Source organism: Pseudomonas sp. Marseille-Q5117 (genome assembly GCF_946901175.1).
Taxonomy (GTDB): domain Bacteria; phylum Pseudomonadota; class Gammaproteobacteria; order Pseudomonadales; family Pseudomonadaceae; genus Aquipseudomonas; species Aquipseudomonas iranensis.
Genome location: NZ_CAMPPP010000006.1, coordinates 158826 through 180677, shown reverse-complemented (window position 1 = coordinate 180677; position 21852 = coordinate 158826). Strand labels below are relative to the sequence as shown.

The 21852-nt window shown below is 57.0% G+C and carries 23 protein-coding genes, 1 tRNA gene and 2 pseudogenes; 17 read left to right on the top strand and 9 right to left on the bottom strand.

The window, feature by feature from the left end; genetic code table 11:
• Nucleotides 1–154 precede the first annotated feature (154 nt).
• The 3 genes from OC605_RS12360 to OC605_RS12350 are packed head-to-tail and all read left to right on the top strand — an operon-like array spanning nt 155 to nt 3327.
• Nucleotides 155–1564: a circularly permuted type 2 ATP-grasp protein gene (locus OC605_RS12360; RefSeq protein WP_016773787.1), complete on the top strand. Its 1410-nt coding sequence runs from the start codon at nt 155–157 to the stop codon at nt 1562–1564.
• A gap of 12 nt (nt 1565–1576) precedes the next feature.
• On the top strand, nt 1577–2527 hold the full coding sequence (locus OC605_RS12355; RefSeq protein ID WP_016773788.1) for an alpha-E domain-containing protein: 951 nt from the start codon (nt 1577–1579) through the stop codon (nt 2525–2527).
• Nucleotides 2524–3327, top strand: a complete 804-nt coding sequence (locus OC605_RS12350; protein ID WP_016773789.1) for a transglutaminase N-terminal domain-containing protein — start codon at nt 2524–2526, stop codon at nt 3325–3327. The genes OC605_RS12355 and OC605_RS12350 overlap by 4 nt, the downstream gene beginning before the upstream one ends.
• 119 nt (nt 3328–3446) lie before the next feature.
• On the opposite strand, the gene OC605_RS12345 is transcribed toward OC605_RS12350, so the two are convergent.
• Nucleotides 3447–4268, bottom strand: coding sequence for a c-type cytochrome (locus OC605_RS12345; RefSeq protein ID WP_262137502.1), 822 nt, complete (start codon nt 4266–4268; stop codon nt 3447–3449).
• 577 nt (nt 4269–4845) lie between these two features.
• Here OC605_RS12345 and OC605_RS12340 point away from each other — a divergent pair.
• The 3 genes from OC605_RS12340 (at nt 4846) to OC605_RS12330 (ending at nt 9041) form a co-directional block, all read left to right on the top strand.
• A complete protein-coding gene (locus OC605_RS12340) occupies nt 4846–6051 on the top strand; it encodes an acetyl-CoA C-acetyltransferase (RefSeq protein WP_262137402.1) in 1206 nt (401 codons plus the stop codon).
• Between the two features lie 24 nt (nt 6052–6075).
• Nucleotides 6076–8220, top strand: a complete 2145-nt coding sequence (locus tag OC605_RS12335) for a 3-hydroxyacyl-CoA dehydrogenase NAD-binding domain-containing protein (protein ID WP_262137400.1) — start codon at nt 6076–6078, stop codon at nt 8218–8220.
• 92 nt (nt 8221–8312) lie between these two features.
• Nucleotides 8313–9041, top strand: a complete 729-nt coding sequence (locus OC605_RS12330) for an amidotransferase (protein WP_125918573.1) — start codon at nt 8313–8315, stop codon at nt 9039–9041.
• Between the two features lie 69 nt (nt 9042–9110).
• On the opposite strand, the gene OC605_RS12325 is transcribed toward OC605_RS12330, so the two are convergent.
• The 3 genes from OC605_RS12325 to OC605_RS12315 all read right to left on the bottom strand — a co-directional run bounded on the left by OC605_RS12325 (nt 9111) and on the right by OC605_RS12315 (nt 11848).
• A complete protein-coding gene (locus OC605_RS12325; RefSeq protein ID WP_016773794.1) occupies nt 9111–10082 on the bottom strand; it encodes a magnesium and cobalt transport protein CorA in 972 nt (323 codons plus the stop codon).
• Nucleotides 10083–10214: 132 nt separating this feature from the next.
• Nucleotides 10215–10937: a 1-acylglycerol-3-phosphate O-acyltransferase gene (locus OC605_RS12320; protein WP_262137397.1), complete on the bottom strand. Its 723-nt coding sequence runs from the start codon at nt 10935–10937 to the stop codon at nt 10215–10217.
• A gap of 221 nt (nt 10938–11158) precedes the next feature.
• Nucleotides 11159–11848, bottom strand: a complete 690-nt coding sequence (locus OC605_RS12315; RefSeq protein ID WP_262137395.1) for a crotonase/enoyl-CoA hydratase family protein — start codon at nt 11846–11848, stop codon at nt 11159–11161.
• A 64-nt stretch (nt 11849–11912) separates the two neighbouring features.
• Here OC605_RS12315 and OC605_RS12310 point away from each other — a divergent pair, with 64 nt between their 5' ends.
• From OC605_RS12310 to OC605_RS12295, 4 genes are all read left to right on the top strand, one after another.
• Nucleotides 11913–12149: a hypothetical protein gene (locus tag OC605_RS12310; protein ID WP_217879592.1), complete on the top strand. Its 237-nt coding sequence runs from the start codon at nt 11913–11915 to the stop codon at nt 12147–12149.
• Nucleotides 12145–12234 (top strand) — tRNA-Ser (locus OC605_RS12305). The genes OC605_RS12310 and OC605_RS12305 overlap by 5 nt, the downstream gene beginning before the upstream one ends.
• A gap of 203 nt (nt 12235–12437) precedes the next feature.
• The gene (locus OC605_RS12300; protein ID WP_262137393.1) at nt 12438–12653 is read left to right on the top strand and encodes a hypothetical protein; all 216 of its coding nucleotides are present in this window, start codon (nt 12438–12440) and stop codon (nt 12651–12653) included.
• Between the two features lie 114 nt (nt 12654–12767).
• Nucleotides 12768–13337, top strand: coding sequence for a hypothetical protein (locus OC605_RS12295; RefSeq protein WP_262137391.1), 570 nt, complete (start codon nt 12768–12770; stop codon nt 13335–13337).
• 202 nt (nt 13338–13539) lie between these two features.
• On the opposite strand, the gene OC605_RS12290 is transcribed toward OC605_RS12295, so the two are convergent.
• From OC605_RS12290 to OC605_RS12280, 3 genes and pseudogenes are all read right to left on the bottom strand, one after another.
• On the bottom strand, nt 13540–14637 hold the full coding sequence (locus OC605_RS12290) for a hypothetical protein (RefSeq protein ID WP_262137389.1): 1098 nt from the start codon (nt 14635–14637) through the stop codon (nt 13540–13542).
• Nucleotides 14638–14716: 79 nt separating this feature from the next.
• Complete coding sequence (locus OC605_RS12285; RefSeq protein ID WP_262137387.1) at nt 14717–15301, bottom strand: hypothetical protein; 585 nt, start codon at nt 15299–15301, stop codon at nt 14717–14719.
• 129 nt (nt 15302–15430) lie between these two features.
• Nucleotides 15431–15772 (bottom strand): annotated as a pseudogene (locus OC605_RS12280) (site-specific integrase); the annotation flags it as partial.
• 1 nt (nt 15773) lies between these two features.
• Between OC605_RS12280 and OC605_RS12275 the strand changes: the two are divergent.
• The 4 genes and pseudogenes from OC605_RS12275 to OC605_RS12260 all read left to right on the top strand — a co-directional run.
• Nucleotides 15774–15992: pseudogene (locus OC605_RS12275) on the top strand (type II toxin-antitoxin system HicB family antitoxin); the annotation flags it as partial.
• Nucleotides 15993–16129: 137 nt separating this feature from the next.
• The gene (locus tag OC605_RS12270) at nt 16130–16561 is read left to right on the top strand and encodes a LexA family protein (protein ID WP_133340087.1); all 432 of its coding nucleotides are present in this window, start codon (nt 16130–16132) and stop codon (nt 16559–16561) included.
• Nucleotides 16548–17828, top strand: a complete 1281-nt coding sequence (locus OC605_RS12265) for a Y-family DNA polymerase (protein ID WP_262137385.1) — start codon at nt 16548–16550, stop codon at nt 17826–17828. The genes OC605_RS12270 and OC605_RS12265 overlap by 14 nt, the downstream gene beginning before the upstream one ends.
• Before the next feature lie 70 nt (nt 17829–17898).
• On the top strand, nt 17899–18219 hold the full coding sequence (locus tag OC605_RS12260; protein ID WP_016773801.1) for a YbjQ family protein: 321 nt from the start codon (nt 17899–17901) through the stop codon (nt 18217–18219).
• 56 nt (nt 18220–18275) lie between these two features.
• On the opposite strand, the gene OC605_RS12255 is transcribed toward OC605_RS12260, so the two are convergent.
• Entirely contained in the window at nt 18276–18554 is a 279-nt protein-coding gene (locus OC605_RS12255) for a hypothetical protein (RefSeq protein WP_056784095.1), read from the bottom strand.
• Between the two features lie 221 nt (nt 18555–18775).
• On the opposite strand from OC605_RS12255, the gene OC605_RS12250 reads away from it, so the two are divergent.
• From OC605_RS12250 to OC605_RS12240, 3 genes are all read left to right on the top strand, one after another.
• Nucleotides 18776–18964, top strand: a complete 189-nt coding sequence (locus OC605_RS12250) for a hypothetical protein (RefSeq protein ID WP_024012286.1) — start codon at nt 18776–18778, stop codon at nt 18962–18964.
• A 300-nt stretch (nt 18965–19264) separates the two neighbouring features.
• On the top strand, nt 19265–19636 hold the full coding sequence (locus OC605_RS12245) for a bacteriocin (protein ID WP_262137383.1): 372 nt from the start codon (nt 19265–19267) through the stop codon (nt 19634–19636).
• 135 nt (nt 19637–19771) lie between these two features.
• Nucleotides 19772–20188 (top strand): YMGG-like glycine zipper-containing protein, encoded by a 417-nt coding sequence (locus tag OC605_RS12240; protein WP_262137381.1) that lies wholly within the window; start codon nt 19772–19774, stop codon nt 20186–20188.
• Nucleotides 20189–20310: 122 nt separating this feature from the next.
• Here the strand turns inward: OC605_RS12240 and OC605_RS12235 are convergent, their stop codons facing one another.
• On the bottom strand, nt 20311–21735 hold the full coding sequence (locus OC605_RS12235) for an IS1182 family transposase (protein ID WP_177434347.1): 1425 nt from the start codon (nt 21733–21735) through the stop codon (nt 20311–20313).
• Nucleotides 21736–21852: the final 117 nt, after the last annotated feature.

Sequence of the window (21852 nt, the reverse complement as noted above, 5' to 3'; positions counted from 1 at the left end):
CAATGAAGCGGGGGCAATCGGGCCGGGGCATTTGCCGCACAGGAATGGTGCGCAGCCTTCGGCGTGGATCTACAACCGATTGAAATCAAAGCGTTTATGCCGATGGCACGGGCCTTGCGAAGGCCTGTATGTCCGGAGTGACAAGGAGTACGGCATGATCCGCACCTATTTTGACGAGATGTACGATGCCGGTGGCCTGGTCCGCCCGCATTACCGGGAATTTGCCCGCTGGCTGGCCGAGACGCCCGACGAGCTGCTCGCGCAGCGCCGCCGCGAGGCCGATCTGCTGTTCCACCGTGCCGGGATCACCTTCACGCTCTATGGCGACGAGCAGGGCACCGAGCGCCTGATTCCGTTCGACACCATTCCCCGCAGCATTCCGGCCAGTGAATGGCGGATTGTCGAGCGCGGCTGCATCCAGCGGGTCAAAGCGTTGAACATGTTTCTCGCCGACCTCTACCACGAGCAGCGCATCATCAAGGCCGGGATTATTCCCGCCGAACAGGTGCTGGCCAACGAGCAATACCAGTTGGCGATGCAAGGCCTGGATCTGCACCGCGACATCTACTCGCATATCTCCGGCGTCGATCTGGTGCGCGATGGCGATGGCACTTACTACGTCCTCGAAGACAACCTGCGCACACCCAGTGGCGTCAGCTACATGCTCGAAGACCGCAAGATGATGATGCGTTTGTTCCCCGAACTGTTCTCCGCCCAGCGCATCGCCCCGATCGATCACTATCCCAATCTGCTGCTCGACACCCTGAAAAGCTCAAGCCCGATCGACAACCCGAGTGTGGTGGTGTTGACGCCGGGACGCTTCAACAGCGCGTTCTTCGAACACGCGTTTCTTGCCCGGGAAATGGGCGTGGAACTGGTCGAAGGCGCGGATCTGTTCGTGCGTGACGACAAAGTCTTCATGCGCACCACCGATGGCCCGAAAGCGGTCGACGTGATCTATCGCCGCCTCGACGACGCATTCCTCGATCCGCTGGCGTTCAATCCGGACTCGATGCTCGGCGTGCCGGGGCTGCTGTCGTCCTACCGTTCCGGCAACGTGGTGCTGGCGAATGCCATCGGCACCGGAGTGGCGGACGATAAATCGGTGTACCCGTTTGTCACCGACATGATCCGTTTCTACCTCGACGAAGAGCCGATTCTGAAAAACGTGCCGACCTGGCAGTGTCGCAACCCGTCCGAGCTGTCCCACGTGCTGGCCAATCTTCCGGAACTGGTGGTCAAGGAAACCCAAGGCTCCGGCGGTTACGGGATGCTGGTCGGACCGGCCGCGACGACGGCGGAAATCGATGCCTTTCGCGAGCGCATCAAAGCCAAACCCCATGCCTACATTGCGCAACCGACGCTATCGCTGTCGACCTGTCCGACCTTTGTCGAAAACGGCATCGCGCCGCGCCATATCGACTTGCGTCCGTTCGTGCTGTCCGGCCGCGAAACCCGGGTCGTTCCCGGCGGTTTGACCCGTGTCGCGTTGCGTGAAGGCTCCCTGGTGGTGAATTCCTCCCAGGGCGGCGGCACCAAGGACACCTGGGTAGTCGAGGATTGAAGGAAGCTTGCCATGTTAAGTAGAACTGCCTCGGATCTGTACTGGATGTCGCGTTACCTGGAGCGTGCGGAGAATCTCGCGCGCATGCTCGACATCAGTTATTCGCTGTCGCTGATGCCGCAGGACGGGCGCGGCGACGGTCTCCACGAACTCGCCATGCCGTTGCTGATCACCGGCACCCTGGACGATTACCTTGAACGCCACGGCGACCTCCACGCTGAGCGCCTGCTGCATTTCTTCGCACTGGATGCGGCCAACCCGGCCAGTATCTACAGCTGCCTTGGTGCAGCGCGGGCCAGTGCCCATGCCGTGCGCGGGCGAATCACTGCGGACATGTGGGAAAACATCAACGCGACCTGGCTGGAAATTCGCGGCATCGCCGAACAGGGCTTGAGCCGCTATGGCATGAGTCGTTTCTGTGAATGGATCAAGGAACGTTCGCACCTGTTTCGTGGCGCCTCATACGGCACGATCATGCGCAACGACGCGTTTCGCTTTATTCGTCTGGGCACGTTTATCGAGCGCGCGGACAACACGCTGCGCCTGCTCGATGCCCGTTACGAAATGGCCGGCGATCAGGCCGAAGCAGTCAGCGACGGCACGGCGCACGCCTATTACCAATGGAGTGCGCTGCTGCGCGCCTTGTCCTCATTCGAGGCCTACACCGAAATCTACCGCGACGCGCCCGGCGCCCGGCATGTCGCCGAACTGCTGCTGTTACGCGCCGATGTGCCGCGTTCGCTGCGTGCCTGTACCGAAGAGATCGACCAGATCCTCGCGCAACTGCCCGGCGCCAACGGCCGCCCGGCACAACGCCTGGCGGCGGAAATGGACGCGCGCCTGCGCTACACCGGCATCAACGAAATTCTCGAAGAAGGCCTGCACGCCTGGCTGACCGAATTCATCCCGCTGGTGCGCCAGTTGGGCAACGCCATTCACAGTTCCTACCTGGAGGCTGCATGAGACTTTCCATTAGCCACGAGACCACCTATCACTATGAAGATCAGGTGCGCGCGAGCATCCAGTACCTGCGCCTGACGCCCCACGACAGCGAGCGCCAGCATGTCCTCAGTTGGCAACTCGACCTGCCGCGTCCGGTGCGTGCGCAGCTCGATCCGTTCGGCAACATCCTGCATGTGCTGACCATGGACGAGCCCCACGAAGCGATCATCATCGGCGCCCGTGGTCAGGTCGATATTGACGAATTGCGCGAGGCCGAACATGAGAGCCAGTCGGCGCTGCCGTTCCTGCGCTTCACGCGCCTGACCGAAGCCGATGAAGCCTTGCGCGAATTTGCCGCGAAGAACTGCAAGCAACGGCGTGATCGCACCGCGCTGATCGACTTGATGCACGGTCTGAATCAGCACATGACCTACACGCCGGGCTCCACCGAAGTCGACACCAGCGCCGCCGAAGCTTTCGCCGGTCGCGCCGGGGTTTGTCAGGATCATACCCATGCGTTTCTCGCCTGCGCGCGCAGCCTCGGCGTGCCGTCGCGTTACGTGTCGGGTTATCTGTACAGCGAAGATTGCGAGCATCTGGCCAGTCATGCCTGGGCAGAAGCGTGGCTGGACGACGCGTGGTACAGCTTCGACGTGACCAACCAACTGGCGCGCCCGGAGCGACACTTGAAGCTGGCGGTGGGCCTGGATTATCTGGATGCCTGCCCGGTCCGTGGCATGCGCCGGGGCGGCGGTTGCGAGCAGATGCACGCCAAGGTATTCGTCTCGCCGACGCCGGTTATTTCCGTGCAGCAACAATAGCTCGACGCACGCAAAGCCCTGTGGGAGCGAGCCTGCTCGCGAAAGCGGTCCATCAGCCAGCCAATCAGCGACTGGCACTTCGCCTTCGCGAGCAGGCTCGCTCCCACCAGGGGACTGCATCAAGGCTTGGCTTTGCGCCCGGCCATGTGCTTGAGATAGCCCACCAGCATTTCAAGGTCTCCATCCGGCAACACCTGCGGGGAAAACCCCGGCATCTTCGCCTGCGGCCACTGACGCAAACTCTGCGGATCGCGGATGTAGCGCTTCAAGAAATCCGCCCCAAAATACTCGGTCGGGCTATACGGAATATTCAGATCCGGACCGAACTGCGCGTCTCCGGCACCATTCAACCGGTGACAGGCCAGGCAATTTTTCTGAAACAGGGCAAAACCCTGGTTCACCGGATCATCGGCCTTCAAGGCAGGATCGGGCAGCAGGGCAGGGAAGCGTTGGGCCACTGGCGCCATCAGCTTGATGCTGGCGACTTCGAACGGCCACTGTTCGGGGCTGATATTACCTGCCTGCGGATCGGTCCAGACCAGATAGAACGGCCCGGCGCTGTGCTTGCCGGCGGATAACGGAGGCCACGGCTGCGCCGGATCCTCGATCGCTAGCCATGCTCGTGCGCCGTCCTTGTTCAGCAAGGGCGCGCCGGCCAACTCTGCGGCAAAGCCATCCAGCGCCACCGCCTGCAAGTGATCCTCCGGCTTGACCCCCGTCAGCAATGCGGCCAGCGGCACGGCCTGATAGGTCATGTCCTTCTTGTAGGAAACATCATTGTTGATCGTGAGAGTTTGCAGCTGAGGATGCTTGAGCAGCTCTTCGGTCTGCCAGGGGCGGCTGTTTGCGCCCAACTGCAGATCCAGTTGTGCGGCGGACAAGGGCAAGCTCAGCAGCAAGGCACCGAGCGCAATGAGCGTTTTCAAATGATCGCCGTCCATGTCGAGGAAGTGCGCAAAGGTTGGCACAACCACGCTGGCCCGGGTAGCGGGCCAGTCACATTTTCAGTGGCGATATACAGCACGCGACGTTTGAATCAGCCGATGACCTTGGTCAGATTCGGCAAGATCAACAACAGCGTCGTGGCGAAAAGAATGAGTCCTGCTTGACGTACTTTCGGTTGTTTGAACATGGCTTGACCGCCTTTATTGTTATTTCCTGATGCATGCCTGACTGCATATCCCTGACGGCACGCGTTGCACTTCCTGTTGAAGGACGCCCGTCTCGGCAAAACCCGACGACGATGGCGTACATCTTCACCTTAGAGCCCGCCTCTGCCTTCGCTTAGATCCATTTCATATGGAGTTCTTGGCAAAAGCTCTTAAAACGGCATGAGGCGTATTGCCAGCTTCTTTGCCGCCCGCTGGCTAGACAACTCGGCGACCTGAACCGGTTCACCTCATGCCGGATGACCGTCCGTCTGAGCGTGTGCGTCAAGCGCTTTGAGCAAAGTGGTCATTGCTTGCCAGCCGGCACAGGGCGAAAGTGAAGTGCCAATAAATCAGGTTCGAGGACGTCATGACTGAAGCTTTGATTTTCGATGCGTTGCGCACCCCGCGTGGCAAAGGCAAGGCCGATGGCGCGCTGCACAGCGTGAAGCCGGTCAACCTGGTGGCCGGTTTGCTGAACGCCTTGCAGGCGCGCACCGCGCTGGATACCAGTCAGGTCGATGATGTGGTTCTCGGCTGCGTCACGCCGATCGGCGATCAAGGCTCGGACATCGCCAAGACGGCGGTGCAAGTGGCCGACTGGGACGTCAGCGTCGCCGGTGTGCAGATCAACCGCTTTTGCGCTTCGGGTCTGGAAGCCGTGAATCTTGGCGCGATGAAAGTGCGCTCGGGTTTCGAGGATCTGGTGGTGGTCGGCGGCGTCGAGTCGATGTCGCGGGTGCCTATGGGCAGCGATGGCGGCGCGTGGGCGCTGGACCCGCAGACCAACCTGCACAGCCATTTCACCCCGCAAGGTGTTGGCGCCGATCTGATCGCCACCCTCGAAGGCTTCAGCCGGCAGGACGTCGATGCCTACGCGCTGCACTCCCAGCAAAAAGCCGCCCGAGCGCGGGCCGATGGCTCCTTCAACAAGTCGCTGGTTCCGGTGCACGATCAGAACGGCATCATCCTGCTTGATCACGATGAGTTCATCCGCGCCGAATCGACCCTCGAAGGCCTGGGCAAGCTCAAGCCAAGTTTCGAAATGATCGGGCAGCTGGGCTTTGACGCCACGGCGTTGCGGGTCTACAGCCATGTCGAGCGGATCAACCATGTGCACACGCCGGGCAACAGTTCCGGAATTGTCGACGGTGCGGCGCTGATGCTCATCGGCTCCGAAGCCAAGGGGCGCGCGCTGGGACTGCAGCCACGCGCGCGTATCGTCGCCACGGCCGTCACCAGCACAGATCCGACCATCATGCTCACCGGCCCGGCGCCGGCGACTCGCAAAGCGCTGGCCAAGGCCGGACTGCGCGTGGAGGACATCGATCTGTTCGAGGTCAACGAAGCGTTCGCTTCGGTGGTGTTGAAATTCATCAAGGACATGGCCGTCGATCCCGGCAAGGTCAACGTCAACGGCGGCTCGATCGCCATGGGCCACCCGCTGGGCGCCACCGGTTGCGCGATCCTCGGCACCCTGCTTGATGAACTGGAAGCGCGGCATCTGCGCTACGGCCTGGCGACGCTGTGTGTCGGCGGCGGCATGGGCATTGCCACCATCATCGAACGCCTCTGAGCCCCGACTTCAAGGAACCTTGTTATGAGCGAAGCCATTCGTTACGAAAAAGGCCAGGACGGTATCGTCGTGCTGACCATGGATATGCCGGGCCAGAGCGCCAACACCATGAACGCCGTGTACCGCGAGGCCATGGCCGCTTGCGTCGCCCGCTTGCTGGCTGAGAAAGACAGCATTGCCGGAGTGATCATCACCTCGGCGAAGAAAACCTTTTTTGCCGGCGGCGACCTCAATGAACTGATCAAGGTCGGCAAGCCCGAAGCCAAAGCTTTCTACGACATGGTGCTGACCCTCAAGGCGCAATTGCGCAGCCTGGAAACCCTCGGCAAACCGGTGGTCGCGGCGATCAACGGCGCTGCGCTGGGCGGCGGCTGGGAAATCTGTCTGGCCTGTCACCACCGCATTGCTGTTGATGACGCCTCGGTGCAACTCGGTTTGCCGGAAGTGACCCTTGGCCTGTTGCCGGGCGGCGGCGGGGTGGTGCGCATGGTGCGCATGCTCGGTATCGAAAAAGCCCTGCCGTACTTGCTTGAAGGCAAGAAGGTGCGCCCGCAACAGGCGCTGCAGGCCGGGCTGATTGATGACCTGGCAGCGGATCGCGATGAGCTGCTGGCCAAGGCGCGCGCGTGGATTCTCGCCAATCCGACGGCAGTGCAGCGCTGGGACGTCAAGGGTTACCAGATTCCCGGCGGCACGCCATCGAACCCGAAAGTGGCGCAGATGCTGGCGATTGCACCGTCGATCCTGCGCGCGAAAACTCAAGGCACCCTGCCGGCGCCGGAGAAGATTCTATGCGCGGCGGTGGAGGGCGCTCAGGTCGATTTCGACACCGCGCACCTGATCGAAACCCGCTACTTCACCGAGCTGACGACCGGGCAAATCTCGAAAAACCTGATCGGTACGTTCTGGTTCCAGTTGAACGAGATCAACGCCGGCGGTTCCAGACCGCAAGGTTTTGCGCCCTATAAAACCCGCAAAGTCGGTGTGCTCGGCGCCGGAATGATGGGCGCAGGCATCGCGTTCGTCAGCGCCTCGGCCGGTATCGACGTCGTGCTCAAGGACATCAACCTCGCCGCTGCCGAGAAAGGCAAAGCGCATTCCGCTGCGCTGCTGGACAAGAAAGTTGCCCGTGGCCAAATGACCGCCGAACAGCGCGAAGCGGTGCTGGCGCGAATCGTTGCGAGCGAAAGCGATGCCGATCTGGCCGGTTGCGATCTGATCATCGAAGCGGTGTTCGAGGATCGCCAACTCAAAGCCAGGGTGTCCGCCGCCGCGCAACAGGTCGTGGGCGGCGAAGCGGTCATTGCTTCCAATACGTCGACGCTACCGATCACCGGTCTGGCGACGGCGGTGGCCGATCAAAGCAAATTCATCGGCCTGCATTTCTTCAGTCCGGTAGAAAAAATGCCGCTGGTGGAAATCATCAAAGGTGCGCAGACCAGCGTCGAAACTCTCGCTCGCGGTTTCGATTTCGTGCTGCAAATCAAGAAAACTCCGATCGTGGTCAACGACAGTCGCGGCTTCTTTACCTCGCGGGTGTTCGGCACATTCACCAACGAAGGCATTGCCATGCTCGGCGAGGGCGTCAGTGCGCCGATGATCGAGACCGAAGCGCGCAAGGCCGGGATGCCGGTCGGGCCTCTGGCAATCTCCGACGAAGTTTCCCTCAGCCTGATGAGCCATATCCGTCAACAGACGGCCAAGGACCTACAGGCTGAAGGGAAACCGCTGATTGAGCACCCGGCCTTTGCCGTGATTGACTTGATGCTCAATGAATTCAAGCGACCGGGTAAAGCTGCCGGAGGCGGTTTTTATGAGTATCCAGCCGGTGCCCAGAAGCATTTATGGCCGGAGCTGAAAACGCGCTTCGAGAAGGCCGACGGACAGATCTCTGCGAAGGATGTGCGTGATCGGCTGTTGTTTGTGCAGGCCATCGAAACCGTGCGCTGTGTGGAGGAGGGCGTGCTGACCTCGACGGCGGATGCCAACGTCGGCTCGATCTTCGGCATCGGTTTCGCCGCGTGGACCGGCGGGGCGCTGCAGTTCATCAACCAGTATGGCCTGAAGGACTTCATCGCCCGCGCGCAGTATCTGGCGGAACAATACGGCGAGCGCTTTACCCCGCCAGCGCTGTTGCTGGACAAAGCGGCGAAAGGTGAAATGTTCTAGGGCCAGCGAGCATTTCGGGGCTTGCCTTGGCCACGTGTTTCAAGGCAGGCTCTGGGGTGTTCATTATTCCCATCACGTGTCAGGTATTTTTTATGTCGCTGCGCATCTGCATTCTCGAAACCGACATCCTGCGGCCCGAATTGATTGACCAATATCAGGGCTATGGGCAGATGTTCCAGCGCCTGTTCTCGCAGCAACCGATTGCCGCTGAGTTCACTGTCTATAACGTGGTGAAGGGTGAGTATCCAAGTGACGATGAGACTTTCGATGCGTACCTGGTCACTGGCAGCAAGGCCGATTCGTTCGGCACGGATCCGTGGATCCAGACTCTCAAGACTTATCTTCTGACTCGCTACGAACGCGGCGACAAATTGCTCGGCGTGTGCTTCGGCCATCAATTGCTGGCGCTATTGCTTGGTGGCAAGAGTGAGCGTGCGTCCCAAGGCTGGGGCGTCGGCACTCACAGCTACCAGCTGGCAGCCAAGGCGCCGTGGATGAGCCCGGTGCGCGAAGAGCTGACACTGCTGATCAGTCATCAGGATCAGGTAACCGAGCTACCGGAAAACGCCACGGTCATCGCGTCCAGCGATTTCTGCCCGTTCGCGGCTTATCACATCAACGATCAAGTGCTGTGCTTCCAGGGCCACCCGGAATTCATTCACGATTATTCGCGCGCGCTGCTCGATCTGCGCCAGGAAGCGCTGGGCTCGCAGATCTACAGCAAGGGGGTCGCGAGCCTTGAGCAGGAGCATCATGGCGCTACCGTTGCAGAGTGGATGATGCGCTTCGTGGCGTACAAACCAGAAACGGCTCAACGCTAAAAGGGCCTGCTCCCACAATCCCTGTGGGAGCGAGCCTGCTCGCGAATATCCGGGGAAACGCGGTCCCGGCTACAGCCACCCCGACCGCTTGAAACTCGCCCACAAACTCACACACCCCACCGCAATAAACCCCAGCACCGCAAAATAACCGTAATGCCAGGTCAATTCCGGCATGTTCTGGAAATTCATCCCGTAAATTCCCGCCACCGCTGTCGGGAACGCCAGAATCGCCGCCCACGCCGCAAACTTGCGCTGCACCACGCTCTGCCGGGATGCCTCGAGCAACACGCCGATCTCGATGGTCTGGCTGGCAATGTCCGCCAGCGTACTGAGGTCTTCCATCTGCCGCGTTACGTGAATCTGCACATCGCGAAAGTACGGGCGCATGTTCTTGTCGATGAACGGGAAACTGAGCTTTTGCAGCTCTTCGCCGATTTCCACCATCGGCGCCGCATATCGACGCAAGCGCACCACGTCACGGCGCAAACCGTGCAGCTTCTGGATGTCTCGCTCGTTGAGGGCGCTGCACAGCACGTTGCGCTCCAACTCATCGATCTCGGCGTGGATCGCTTCGCCCACCGGCTGATAGTTCTCGATGACGAAATCGAGCAGCGCATACAGGACGAAATCCTCCCCGTGCTCGAGCAACAAAGGGCGCGCTTCACAGCGTTGCCGCACATAGGCGTACGACGCGGAATGGCCGTTTCGTGCAGTGATGATGTAACCCCTGCCGGCGAAGATATGCGTTTCGATAAATTGCAAGACGCCGTTTTCGCGAACCGGTGAGTAGGTGACGATAAACAGAGCGTCACCAAAGGTTTCCAGTTTCGGTCGGCTGTGTTTTTCCAGCGCGTCTTCGATGGCCAGTTCATGCAAGTTGAACTGACGTTGCAGGTTGGATAATTCCTGTGCGTCCGGTTCTTCCAGGCCGATCCACACGAAGTGGCCGGGTTTGGCCGCCCAGGCAGCACCTTCGTCCAGCGCAATATTGGTGACTTTCTTACCCTCGCTGTACACCGCAGCAGCAACAACTCGACCCATGGTGGTGATTCACTTCTTCTTGGCAGATGGCAGGGAAACTAGGCTTCAGCTTAGCCGTGTCGCTGCTTGAGAGTCAGTGAAACTTCTACAGTTCACCCGGCAAAAGAAAACCCGCACAGGGCGGGTCTTGTTTCACGCGGCTTGCAGTTGCCGATCCATCGATTCGATGCACTCGCGCATCTGCTCGCGGCATCGCTCGATCAGCATAGGCATGTCGTCCATGGTCAATTCGACTGTAGGAATCGCCGGCAAGGAACGTATGAGAACGTTGCCACTGCGCCAGCGATTCAGGCGCATGTGCTTTATATAGCTGCTCACGCACACCGGAACGATCGGCACGCCGGCGGCAATTGCCATCTGGAACGCGCCTTTCTTGAACGGCAACAAATCTTCACCGAGGTTGCGGGTGCCTTCCGGAAACACCCAGATCGAGGTGTCTTCGTTCTGCAAGGTGTGGGTGGTCGTCAGCATCGACTGCCGCGCTTTGTGCGCATTGCCACGGTCGATCAACACATTGCCGGCCAGCCAGAACAACTGGCCGAACAACGGCACCCACTTCAGGCTTTTCTTGCCGATACACACGGTGCGGCGCGGGACGACATTGCCGAACACGAACAGATCGTAGTTGGACTGATGGTTGGCAATGATCACGCAACTGTCGGGCTTGTTCATCAAGCCGTTGACCTCGGACCTGACCCGCAAACGCAAGATACACATCGCCGGCAAAGCGTAGAGGCGGGCGCAGAGTCGACTGTTGTCCGGGTTGAACGGGCGGCACAATCCAAGGATCACGCCGAGCACACCGGCCAGAATAAAGTGCAGGCCCATCAACAACATACGAAACACAAACAGCATTTTTGCAGGCCCACCGGGACAAAAGGTGGCGCAGTGTACGGATGTGCACTGTTTTCGGCAATTGCCGCTATAGAGTCCGGAGATGGCCGATGTTTAAGCGCATGTTTCAGTCTTGCCTGTCAGGCGCGTCCTAGAGCTTTCCGCGAATCTTCGACGTGTGACGTAAGAAAAAGCCCGACGCGAGGGTCGGGCTATTCACTTACCGGCAGATCTTGGACGAGTCAGCCCAGATGTTGCTGATCCTGCAGGATGGCGGCGTCAAGAGTTTCCAGCAGTTGCTTGCGCACTTTCAGCTTGGTGTTCTTGTGCGCGAGCATGTTGATCTTCCTCAACTGCCGCGCGGCAGCCAGCGCGGCGCCCTGCAATTCTTCGGCAGTGACGACTTTGTCGAGGAAGCCTGCATCAACGGCACTTTGCGGATCGAACATCTCGCCATTGATCACCGAACGATGGAAAGCCGAACGCCGCAAGCGATCGCGCGCCAGCTCGATACCGGCGTGGTGCATGGTCATGCCGATCTGCACTTCGTTCAGGCCGATGCTGAACGGGCCGTCGACACCGATGCGGTAATCGGCGGACAACAGTAGGAAAGCACCCTTGGCCACGGCGTGCCCCGGGCAAGCAACGATCACCGGGAACGGGTGAGAGAGCAGGCGGCGGGCCAGGGTCGAACCGGCCGTCACCAGCGCAACGGCTTCTTTCGGGCCGGCGGTCATCACCTTCAGGTCATAACCACCGGAGAGAATCCCCGGCTGCCCGGTAATGATCACCACCGCGCGATCCGCCACCGCCTGATCCAGCGCCGCGTTAAACGCTGCAATCACATCCGGAGAAATCGCGTTGACCTTGCCATTGTTCAGGGTCAGGGTCGCGATACCGTCTTCGAGGTGGTAGGCAATCAACTCGCTCATGACGCTATTCCTTATTAGAAAGATGGGCAGACGTTACCCACCGCCGCAAGCCAGGTAAAGCGTCGTGACTGACCTGCCAGTCACCGTTTTGCGCTACGGCCAGCGCTGCGCGCGTGTTGCCTTCTATAAAGGAAGCGCAAGGCTTACCCGAGATTGGCGGGTTTGCCATCGCCCGCTTTGGCAGAATGAAGCGCGCTCTCTTAAGCGCATGAAAATTCTGAAAAAAAGTTTGCCATCGGAAAAGCTTTCGACTACATTAGCGCGCCTCGACAGACAGAACATGTCTGCAGAGATACGGTGAAGTGTCCGAGTGGCTTAAGGAGCACGCCTGGAAAGTGTGTATACAGGAAACTGTATCGAGAGTTCGAATCTCTCCTTCACCGCCACATTCAGTAAACACAAACCCCTGATTTTCCTAGAGAAAGTCGGGGGTTTGTGGTTTTTGGTGTCTGGAAAAGGGCCATATGGGACTGAGATGGGACTGGGGCGCTATTTGGGTGCGCAAAATAGAGGCCAGTGAATGGTTGACTGGCCTTCGCTTGCGATGCGATGAGCTAAGCTTTTCGAACTCACACCAAGGACGAGTCCCATGCCATCTGATTCTCAAACCAACGTTGTCGCAGCAGATGCTCTGACATTGCTTCTGCACAACCAGCATGCCCTGGGGGCAATTGAGGAGATAGCGAAATGGCTTTCGGAAAATGGAGTAGAGAGCGTCGCAGATAACGCCGTCGCCGCTATGGCAACCCTCGATACAAATGCAAAGGCGATTACAGACGCGATCATGCGACTACGGCAATACTAGGAAAGCGCTCACGCAGGCTGTATTCCGCCAAAGCAGTCTGTCGGCTTCAACAAAAGCTAGGTAGCGAGCATCATGTAAGGCTTGAATACTCTCGTGCACTTAAAGGGATAAAAAATGACTGTAAAAGCATTTGCCACCCAGCTTTTGGCTTCTGTCAAAGAAGTAAAAGTTAGCAGTGAATCGATTAATTGCGACAATCTTATTACATACCTCGAAAAAGTTATAGCCACTGAACCCGGCGAACTCAGCCCAGATCAGATAGAAAATCTTAAAGCGCAGCTTCAACTTATGGTTGAAAGAGAAAAAAGCAATCATGCTTCTGATCTTGAAATGTTTCGTACAGTTATTCAGTCTGGACAGAACGCTGTTAAAACAGCCCTTTTAATGAATGGTGGCGCTTCAGTTGCCCTGCTTGCATTTGTCGGAAAACTCACAGAGGAACAGCATTCCCGAATTCCCGCATTTACTGATGCATTGGCAATTTTTGTGTGCGGCGTATTTGCTATAGTTGTCTCATCAGGTGTCACCTATCTGAGTCAGTGGTTTTATGCAGAGACAGAAAACTGGAAACAGCGGACCGGTCTTTTTTTTAACATCCTTGCGATATCGTTAGGACTGATTTCTTACGGTTTTTTCGTATGGGGAATGCGCAGTGCTTACTCCGCATTCTTAGCGTTTGCGTAGTTTAAAATTAAACTACCTGATTTTCTAAAGGTTACTGATTGACCACTTCTGGTCAATGCCTTTCCTTACCACCGATACCATGAGCGCCGTTTACGTTTGAAAAGCCCCCGTTACGAATGCGGTCCCATTAGCCAGGCTCTTGCAACTGATCGAGTATGAGCACATTTAAGTAGGAGCGACCACATATCTAGGTTCGATACTCCTACAGACAGTTTGGTGTTCCCCAATCTCCCAAATCTGGTGAGCGCCTCAGGGGATTTCCTCGAGTAGCATAGATTTCGTCTTGGGCCAGGTTGAGTACACGAGACATAACGTATTCTCGGGTAAGCGGTTTAAGTGACTCGTACCATTCAGGAGAAACTGCAATGTTTTCGCTGAGGTCGAGTGCTGTGTGTATTATGGCCGTCGTTGGGGCTTTCGATAAGGCTATTGAGTCAAAGAAACGGGACGGGGCGCTATTAGCACTATCCAGCCACGAGAAAATAGCGGCACTCCCGGTGTTTAGAGGGATTATAGAAACCATCATATGTGATAGTTCGCTAGTGCTGTCCCACATGTTTTGAAGTCGTTTTCCGTTCATGTCGACCGATGGTTGTACCGCGAAAGACGCAACTACCACCGGCGGCTTTGGGAATATCAATGCTCGTGTAACTAGACGTCCCCAATCTTTAGCTATCAATAAGTCATCTAGCTTTTTCTTTAGGTTTTCAATTTCTGCTGCACCTTCTAAAATAGCTGATAGGTATTTCTCAGCAAGCTCTGTGAGTTGTATCTCCTCTTTTATCCCCTGCATGGCTGCTATTTGTTCGAGCGATGGAAATGACTCGTGCTGTTTACGTTTGAAATAGCTTTCCCGAACTACAGCTCTATAAGCGAGCATAAATAGCTGTTCTTGATTGAATTCAAACGGACGTGTTTCTATACATGAAAATAGTTCGCGATCATGCGTTCGACAAAAACCATTGAATACGGAAACGTCCCTTAGACCTTGCAACTCAAGAGTCAATGGGAATTTTTGGGGATCATTGGTTAAGTTCTTTTGAATTGCGTAGACTCGACCCTCTCTTGAAATAGGCCTCAAAAATGCTTCCAAAGATAAAGTGTGAGCCGATACTATCGGCCCTTCATGATCCTCGTGGGGAGCGAGACAAACTTTGGTTTGATATAGCTTGTTGAACTCTGAAATTTTTTGCCCGGCGGCTCGTCGTCGAGCCGCTATATCTTGGTCGTTCTCTTTTTTACGATTTAATGATTGTTCAATTCGATCGTTCTTTGTGCCTCTTGATTTCGCTTGGCCCATTGTTTGCCCTTAATTCTGATTATTTTAGTGCGGGATCTATAACGGTCCTATGTCGTTTTTTAAACTGATGGAGACCTAATTAAAGTGCTCCTATGATTGCTGTCGCCAACGAGCTGATACTCGCGATGTGTGGAAGTGCACCGAGTAGAACTGAAATAACTGTTTTGCTGGGTTTTGGTTGTGCTAATTGCAATTCGACACTGTCAACTATCTCGGAAGCGCTCTTCTTCTCCTTCGTATCTATAATGGTTTCAATTATTTGTCGTAGCGCGGTGAGATATTCCTGAACGTCACTTCCTATGTTTACGGAATTGGTTGAGTTGTCAACAGAGTCGTTGTTGATACGAGCGTTATGGCCTGTAATGTTATAGGTGATCGACTGGGTGCGTTGCTTTGCTTCTGGTAATCCAAGTTTTTTCACTTTCATCTGATAATGAGCTTCAATGCCGTGGAAGGCTTCATTAAAACCGGGATCAATAACATCAAATGTTTCTATACCTCCATTGGACATTCTTCGCTCTATCAAGTCTCTCGGTTCGATAAGTATATCTGATCGATCTAGAAAGATTTGATTGGACTGAACGCTGGCTTTAACATTTTCGATCACTTCGCCATTACTTTTTCTCACAGTAATAGTGTCCGTCATAAAGTCTGAGAATGGCATCCGCTGCTCCTAGCATATTGTTTTAAGAATGATGTCACATTGCCCGACAATAGACATGCTTGCAAGATGCCGTTGTGCGCCCTTGGTTTAATTAGATTTTTCAAGTCTTCCAGTTGGTTTGCGGTGATTTCAAAGCTTCAGAGCTAGCTGCAACATCCCGACGACATCTGGGCCGTCCTCGTTTATCCAAGTCCCGTAATGTTGGCGGATCATGTTGCCGTTGGTGTGGCCCATCTGTTCAGCGATCCAGTCGATCGACGCAACCCCAGTGGTCAGCAACTGACTGGCGTAGGTGTGCCGGCACTGCCCGGGGCCTCGATAGCGAACGCCGGCCGCGAGCAAGTGCGCCTTGAAGAAACGATCGCGCACCACGAAATCATTAGCGTGCGGCAGGCCGCTTTTGGTGTTCAGGAACACAAAGTGCAGTTTGTGTTTTCGCACCGTCTTGTTGTCCCGCTCGACCACCTCCACGTCGGTCGCAGAGCTGCGGAACGCGTTCTAGGAGGCCGTGACTGATTATCTCGATACCTGCGCCAGGCTCGGTCGCGCACCTCAGAAACTCTATTCGGGGGATCTCAGCCTGCGCTTGGCGCCAGCGCTGCATGCGACGGTCGCTGTAAAGGCGCAGCTAGCCCATAAGAGCATCAATCAATGGGTTGCAGACGTGCTCGATCGTGAGGTCCACGCGTAGTGGCGAAATCTGACTTTCAGTAGAAGTTTTATAAAACCCTGTCACCCGTCGAAATCTCCTACACGCCTCATTGACCCTCCGAACTGTCCCGGGTTTACTGTATGCGCATACAGTAAATTCACTATCAGGTTCGTATCATGAGCGTCACCATCCTCGGCCCGTTGTCAGGCGCGGGCGAAAAGCTTGCGTTGTATTCGTTTCGGATTCCCGCCGGTTTTCCTTCGCCGGCGGCTGATCACATTGAAAAGCACATTTCGCTTGATGAGATCTTCGATATTCGTGCGCCGCACGTTTATCTGGCGAAGATCGAAGGCGAGAGCATGCAGGACGCGGGGATATTTTGCGGCGATCTGGTGATCGTCGACCGCAGCCTGAATGCCGAGCACGGCGATATCGTCATCGCCGGTCTCAACTCCGAACCTGTTTGCAAGCGCCTGCACATGCGCGATAACACGATCATTCTTCTTTCGGCCAACAGCAAATACCCGCCTCGCTACGTGATGGAAGGGGATGAGTTGGTGATCTGGGGCGTGGTCACTTACAGCGTGCGCGACCATGGCAAATCGTGAGCAGGTTTTCGCGCTGATCGATTGCAACAGCTTCTATGCCAGCTGCGAGCGAGTGTTCCGGCCCGATCTGGCGAAGACGCCGATTGTCGTGCTGAGCAATAACGATGGCTGCGTGATTGCGCGCAGTTATGACGCCAAGCCCTTTGTGAAAATGGGCGCGCCGTATTTCCAGATTCGCGATGATTTGCGCCGCCATGGCATTCAGGTGTTCAGCAGTAATTACGCCTTGTACGGGGACATGAGCGAGCGAGTGATGACGATCATCGAATCCATGGTGCCGGCCGTCGAGGTGTACAGCATTGATGAGGCGTTCGCCGATCTCAGCGGCATCCCTGGGGACCTGACCGCGTTTGGCCGCACCATCCGCTCTGCTGTTTATAAGCGCACCGGCATCCCGGTCGGCGTCGGCATCGCCCCCACGAAAACGCTGGCCAAGCTCGCCAACCACACCGCGAAACGCCTGCAAGCGCATACCGGCGGCGTGGTCGACATCTGCGATCCGTCCAAACGCGACTGGGTGCTGCGCAATACCGATGTCGGTGACGTGTGGGGCGTCGGGCGGCGGATGAAAGCTCATCTGGAAAGCATGCAGATCAGAAGTGCGATGGACCTGGCGAAGGCCGATCCGTGGACGCTGCGGCGCAAGTTCAGCGTGGTGATCGAGAAGACCGCGCGCGAACTGGGTGGCACATCCTGTCTGGAACTGTCCGAGACGGAACCGCCGAAGCAGGAAATTTGCAGCAGCCGCATGTTTGGCAACCGTTTGACTACCATCGAGCCGATCAAGGAAGCCGTGGCGACTTATGTGCATCGAGCGGCGGAAAAGCTGCGTGCGCAGAATTCGCTGTGCAAAAAGATCCGCGTGAGTATCCGCACCGGCATGTTCAATCCGGAGGAGGCCAAGTACGCCAATGGCGCGCTGATCGAGTTGCCTTATCCGACCAATGATGTGCGGTTGCTGAGCAAGGTGGCGAGCGAAGCGGTTGATCGATTGTTCCGGCCGGGCTTCAAGTACAGCAAGGCTGAAGTGTTATTGATGGATCTGCGGCAGCCCGGAGAATTTACCGAAGACCTGTTTGCACAGTCCCAACCCCAAGCGGCGGAGAGGGTGATGGGCGTGCTGGACCAGATCAATCAGCGCTGGGGGCATGGAACGTTGCGAGCGGGGAGTGTGCCGGCGGATCCTGCCTGGGGCATGCGGCGGGAGGTGATGAGTTCGAGTTTTACGACGAAGCTGGATGAATTGTGGGTCGTTAAATCCAATTGAGCCACGGGTGCCAGGCCTGTTGCCGCGCTACAATCGCCGCCTTCACTTTTGCAGTAAAAGGACGACTTTCATGATCATTTCCACCACTCATTCCGTCGAGGGGCGGCAGATCACGGCCTATCTGGACATCGTCAGCGCCGAGTCTGTGCAGGGCGTCAACGTGATCCGCGATATGTTTGCGGGCATGCGCGACTTCTTTGGCGGGCGGTCGCAGACGTTGGAGCGGGCTCTTAAAGAAGCACGCATTCAGGCCACCGACGAACTGAAGGATCGGGCGCGGGCATTGCAGGCTGACGCGGTGGTCGGCGTGGACTTCGAGATCAGTATGCCGGCAGGCAAGGGTGGCATGGTCGTGGTGTTCGTCACCGGAACGGCGGTGAAGCTGCGTTGATCATCGCGTTGAAGGCAAAGCCCACTCGCACGAGGAATGGGCTTTTTCCGCGTCAATCAGCCCTGAGGCTTGAGCAACACAGCGCCTCTTGAGTCATAGGTCAGCGGTGTATCGATGGCGACGAGGGGCGGTGTCCCGTCAGGCTGCGCCGATGGGGCGGGCTCGCTGGGATGGTAGACGACGCCCGGCTGCAGAAGCGGTTTGTCCGGGTATTTGATGGTGATTTCACCCGAGGCGATCTTTTCCTTGAGTTTTTCCGCACCGGCCTTGCCGGCAGCGATCTGCTCGTCCGTGAGTTTTACGACTGGCATGTTCGGGAATCCATTGATCTGCATGATCTCTCCTTGAGATTCATTGGTAGGAATAAGGGCAGCGGCCGTTCGATGGAAATCTTTAGCGAGTGATCGCTCGCGACGCTTTTTTCCATTCGTCGGTGATCAGCCTTTCTGAACAGCAAGTCCAGTAGTGACCGGCTAGTCTGAAAAGCGCTGAGGGACGATATTTTCCAGGCAAAACTATTTTGCCGGTGTCGGCCCGGTTGCGTAGGGGAGAGTCTATGTCAGGTCCATTTATCGAAGATGATGGCGCTGAGTTTTCATTCAACAACTGTGTGCGCTGCGGTCAGTCGGAGTATCAGTCGGGGTTTGGCGAGGATCCGGTCAGCATCGGCAAAATCAAATCCACAGCCCCCAAAGGGCCGAAAGCGAAATTCCTGCCCAAGGTCACGGCAAGGACCAGAAAGTGATTTCATCCCGCACCCCGTCACTGAACGGGGTTTTTTATGCGCGCAAGAATGAGGGGGCGGGCGTTGACATTAATGTCGGTTTTTTTTCACAAACTTTTCACGTTGGCCAACGTAGTGTGAAGCCATCCGTTAGAAAGCAAGTCTCCAGCCCGTCTCCCCAGCGGGCTTTTTTTTGTCCGGCATAAAACCTTTTCCCTGATTGCGGTCCAATCGACGCTGCCGCCGGCGTCTGGACTTTCCTGCGCTGAGCGCATTAAATCCCGCTCCTTTTCGTCATCCCGTTTATTTGAGGTTTTCGTCATGCGTTTAACACTGCCTGCTCTGGTTCTTGGCCTTCTGGTTGCTCAAGGTGCAATGGCTGCCGGTGATGGCACCGCTGCGCTGGGCGGTGGCCTGGGTGGCGCGCTGGGTAACGTGGTCGGTCAGAAAATGGGCGGCAGCACCGGTGCCGTAATTGGCGCTGGCGTTGCGGGCGCAGCGGGCAGCGCCGTCGCGGCACGCAAGGGCAGCCGCACCAAAGCGGCGATCGGCGGCGGCGTCGGTGCGGCCGGTGGTTCGGTGATCGGCAACAACCTGGGCGGCCGCAACGGCGCCACCATCGGTGCAGGTCTGGGCGGCGCGGCCGGCGGTGCCGTCGGCAGCAACCTGGGCAAAGGTCACAAACGCCACTGAGGCTGATGGCCTGTCAGAAAAAGCCCGACTCGATGTCGGGCTTTTTCATGGCTGAACGTTTCGTGCGAAATCATCTCCAATCTGCATACGCCCCGCTTGGGCGGACTGTCCCGATTCGGGAACTGCGAGGTTCATATGCGATTGTCATTATCTGCACTGTTTTTTGGCTTGTTCGTGGCGCAGGGCGCGATGGCGGCCGGAGACGGCACCGCTGCCGTAGGCGGTGGTCTCGGCGGTGCGCTGGGTAATGTGGTTGGCGGACAACTCGGCGGCAGCACGGGCGCAGCGGTCGGCGCTGGTGTTGGCGGCGCGGCGGGCAGTGCCGTCGGCGCGAACAAACGCAACCGCACCGAAGCCGCGATCGGCGGCGGTCTTGGCGCAGCAGGCGGTTCGGTCGTCGGCAACAGCCTCGGCGGCTCCACCGGCTCCGCAATCGGCGCCGGTTTAGGCGGCGCAGCGGGCGGCGCGGTGGGTAACAATCTTGGCGACGACGGTGGATCGCATTCCGGCGGCCACAAACACAAAAACAAACACAAGAATAAACATCGCTGATTGAGCAACCGAAACCCGGCCTGGCCAGACTGTGTGAAAACGCACTGATGGTGGTTCCAGCAAACGCCCCGACTTGTTCGGGGCGTTTGCTTTTGTGCTCACAGCAAACGAAAAAAGGCGTTTCAGCCCATCAGCGCCATCATCTGGCGCACGCCCAACACGTTAATTGCTCTTTTCAGGTTGTAGGCGTTCACCGCCAAGGCCATTTCAGCTCTCGCGCCTTCAAGCTGTCGCAGCAAGAAGCGAGCGTTACCAAATAACCACTGTTTAAGGTTGCCGAAGGGATGTTCGACGATGGATCGTCGACTGACCATCATTTCGGGATGTGCCTGCATTCGCTGCTCCATTCGCTCGAAAGCCTGTTCGTGCAGATGGCGCGAGATGTATCGGCGTTTGGCGTCGGTGCACTTCGCTTTAATCGGGCAGCTTGCGCAGTCGCTGACCTTCGCTTGGTAGATCCGGCCTTTGTTGCTGATCTGCTTAAAGATCAGCCATTTTCCGGCAGGGCATTGATATCGATCTTGCGACGCATCGTAGGCAAATGCTGTTCGATCGAAAAATATCTGCTCCTTGCCGCAGGAGTTGAGTGATCGCGCCACAGGCACATAAGCCGTGATGTTCTCATCCTCACATGCCTGGAACTGCTTGCCATTGGAGTAGCCCGCATCCGCGGTGACCGTCAGTTCATCTTGTGAAAGTTGTTCCTTGGCGGCCTTGGCCATCGGTTCAAGTTGCTTGCGATCATCGCTGTCCTGAGTCACTTCATGATGCACGATCATGCAGTTTTCAGCGTCCACGGCTGTCTGCACGTTGTACCCGACCCGAGGCCCTTTGTGCGTTCGCAGCATTCGCGCATCGCTTTCGTGGGTATTGAATTGCTCAAGCTCCATGGATTTCATCAGCGCCTGGCACGTCAAGTTATTGGAATGCCTGACTTCAAGTTGCGCCAAAGTCGCCTTGATTGCATTGCGGTCAATCTTCTCGCCGGCTTCGGTTTTATCTGCCTCGTCCAGCTCTGCCAAATAGTGGGCGATGCGCTTCTCCAGCTTCTGCTCTTGATGTTGGAGCCGCTTCAAATTCATATGACGCCGTGAAGAGGCGACCGCCTGAAATTTGCTGCCATCAATGGCCACCAACTCGCCGGTTATCAGCCCCGCTGAGCGGCAAAACTGCACGAAGGCCCGGCACGTCGCGATGAAAGCGGCTTTGTTGTCTTTACGGAAATCGGCGATGGTCTTGAAATCAGGCTTGAGTCGATTGATCAGCCACATCACTTCGACGTTGCGCTGGCACTCGGCTTCGAGCCGTCGTGATGAGCGAATCCGCTGGAAATAGCCGTAGAGGTAGAGTTTGAGCTGATCCGCTGGATCGTAAGAGGGACGGCCGGTGCTTTTGGGAAGTGCTTTATCAAAGCCCAGTCGAGCCAGATCCAGCTTGGCGACGTAAAGATCGATAACGCGAACGAGGTGATCCTCGGGGATCAACTCTTCCAGCGAGACCGGAAACAGGCTGGTCTGGCTGCGGGATTGTCCCTGGATGTAGGCCATAACGAAAAATGCTCCGTATCTTTCGATACGGAGCATTTTCTTTGAGCGCTGCGCAGATTGCTAGGTTTTCACACAGTCTGTGGTGCCGGGTTTTTTGTGTCTGCCGTCAGGCAGAGG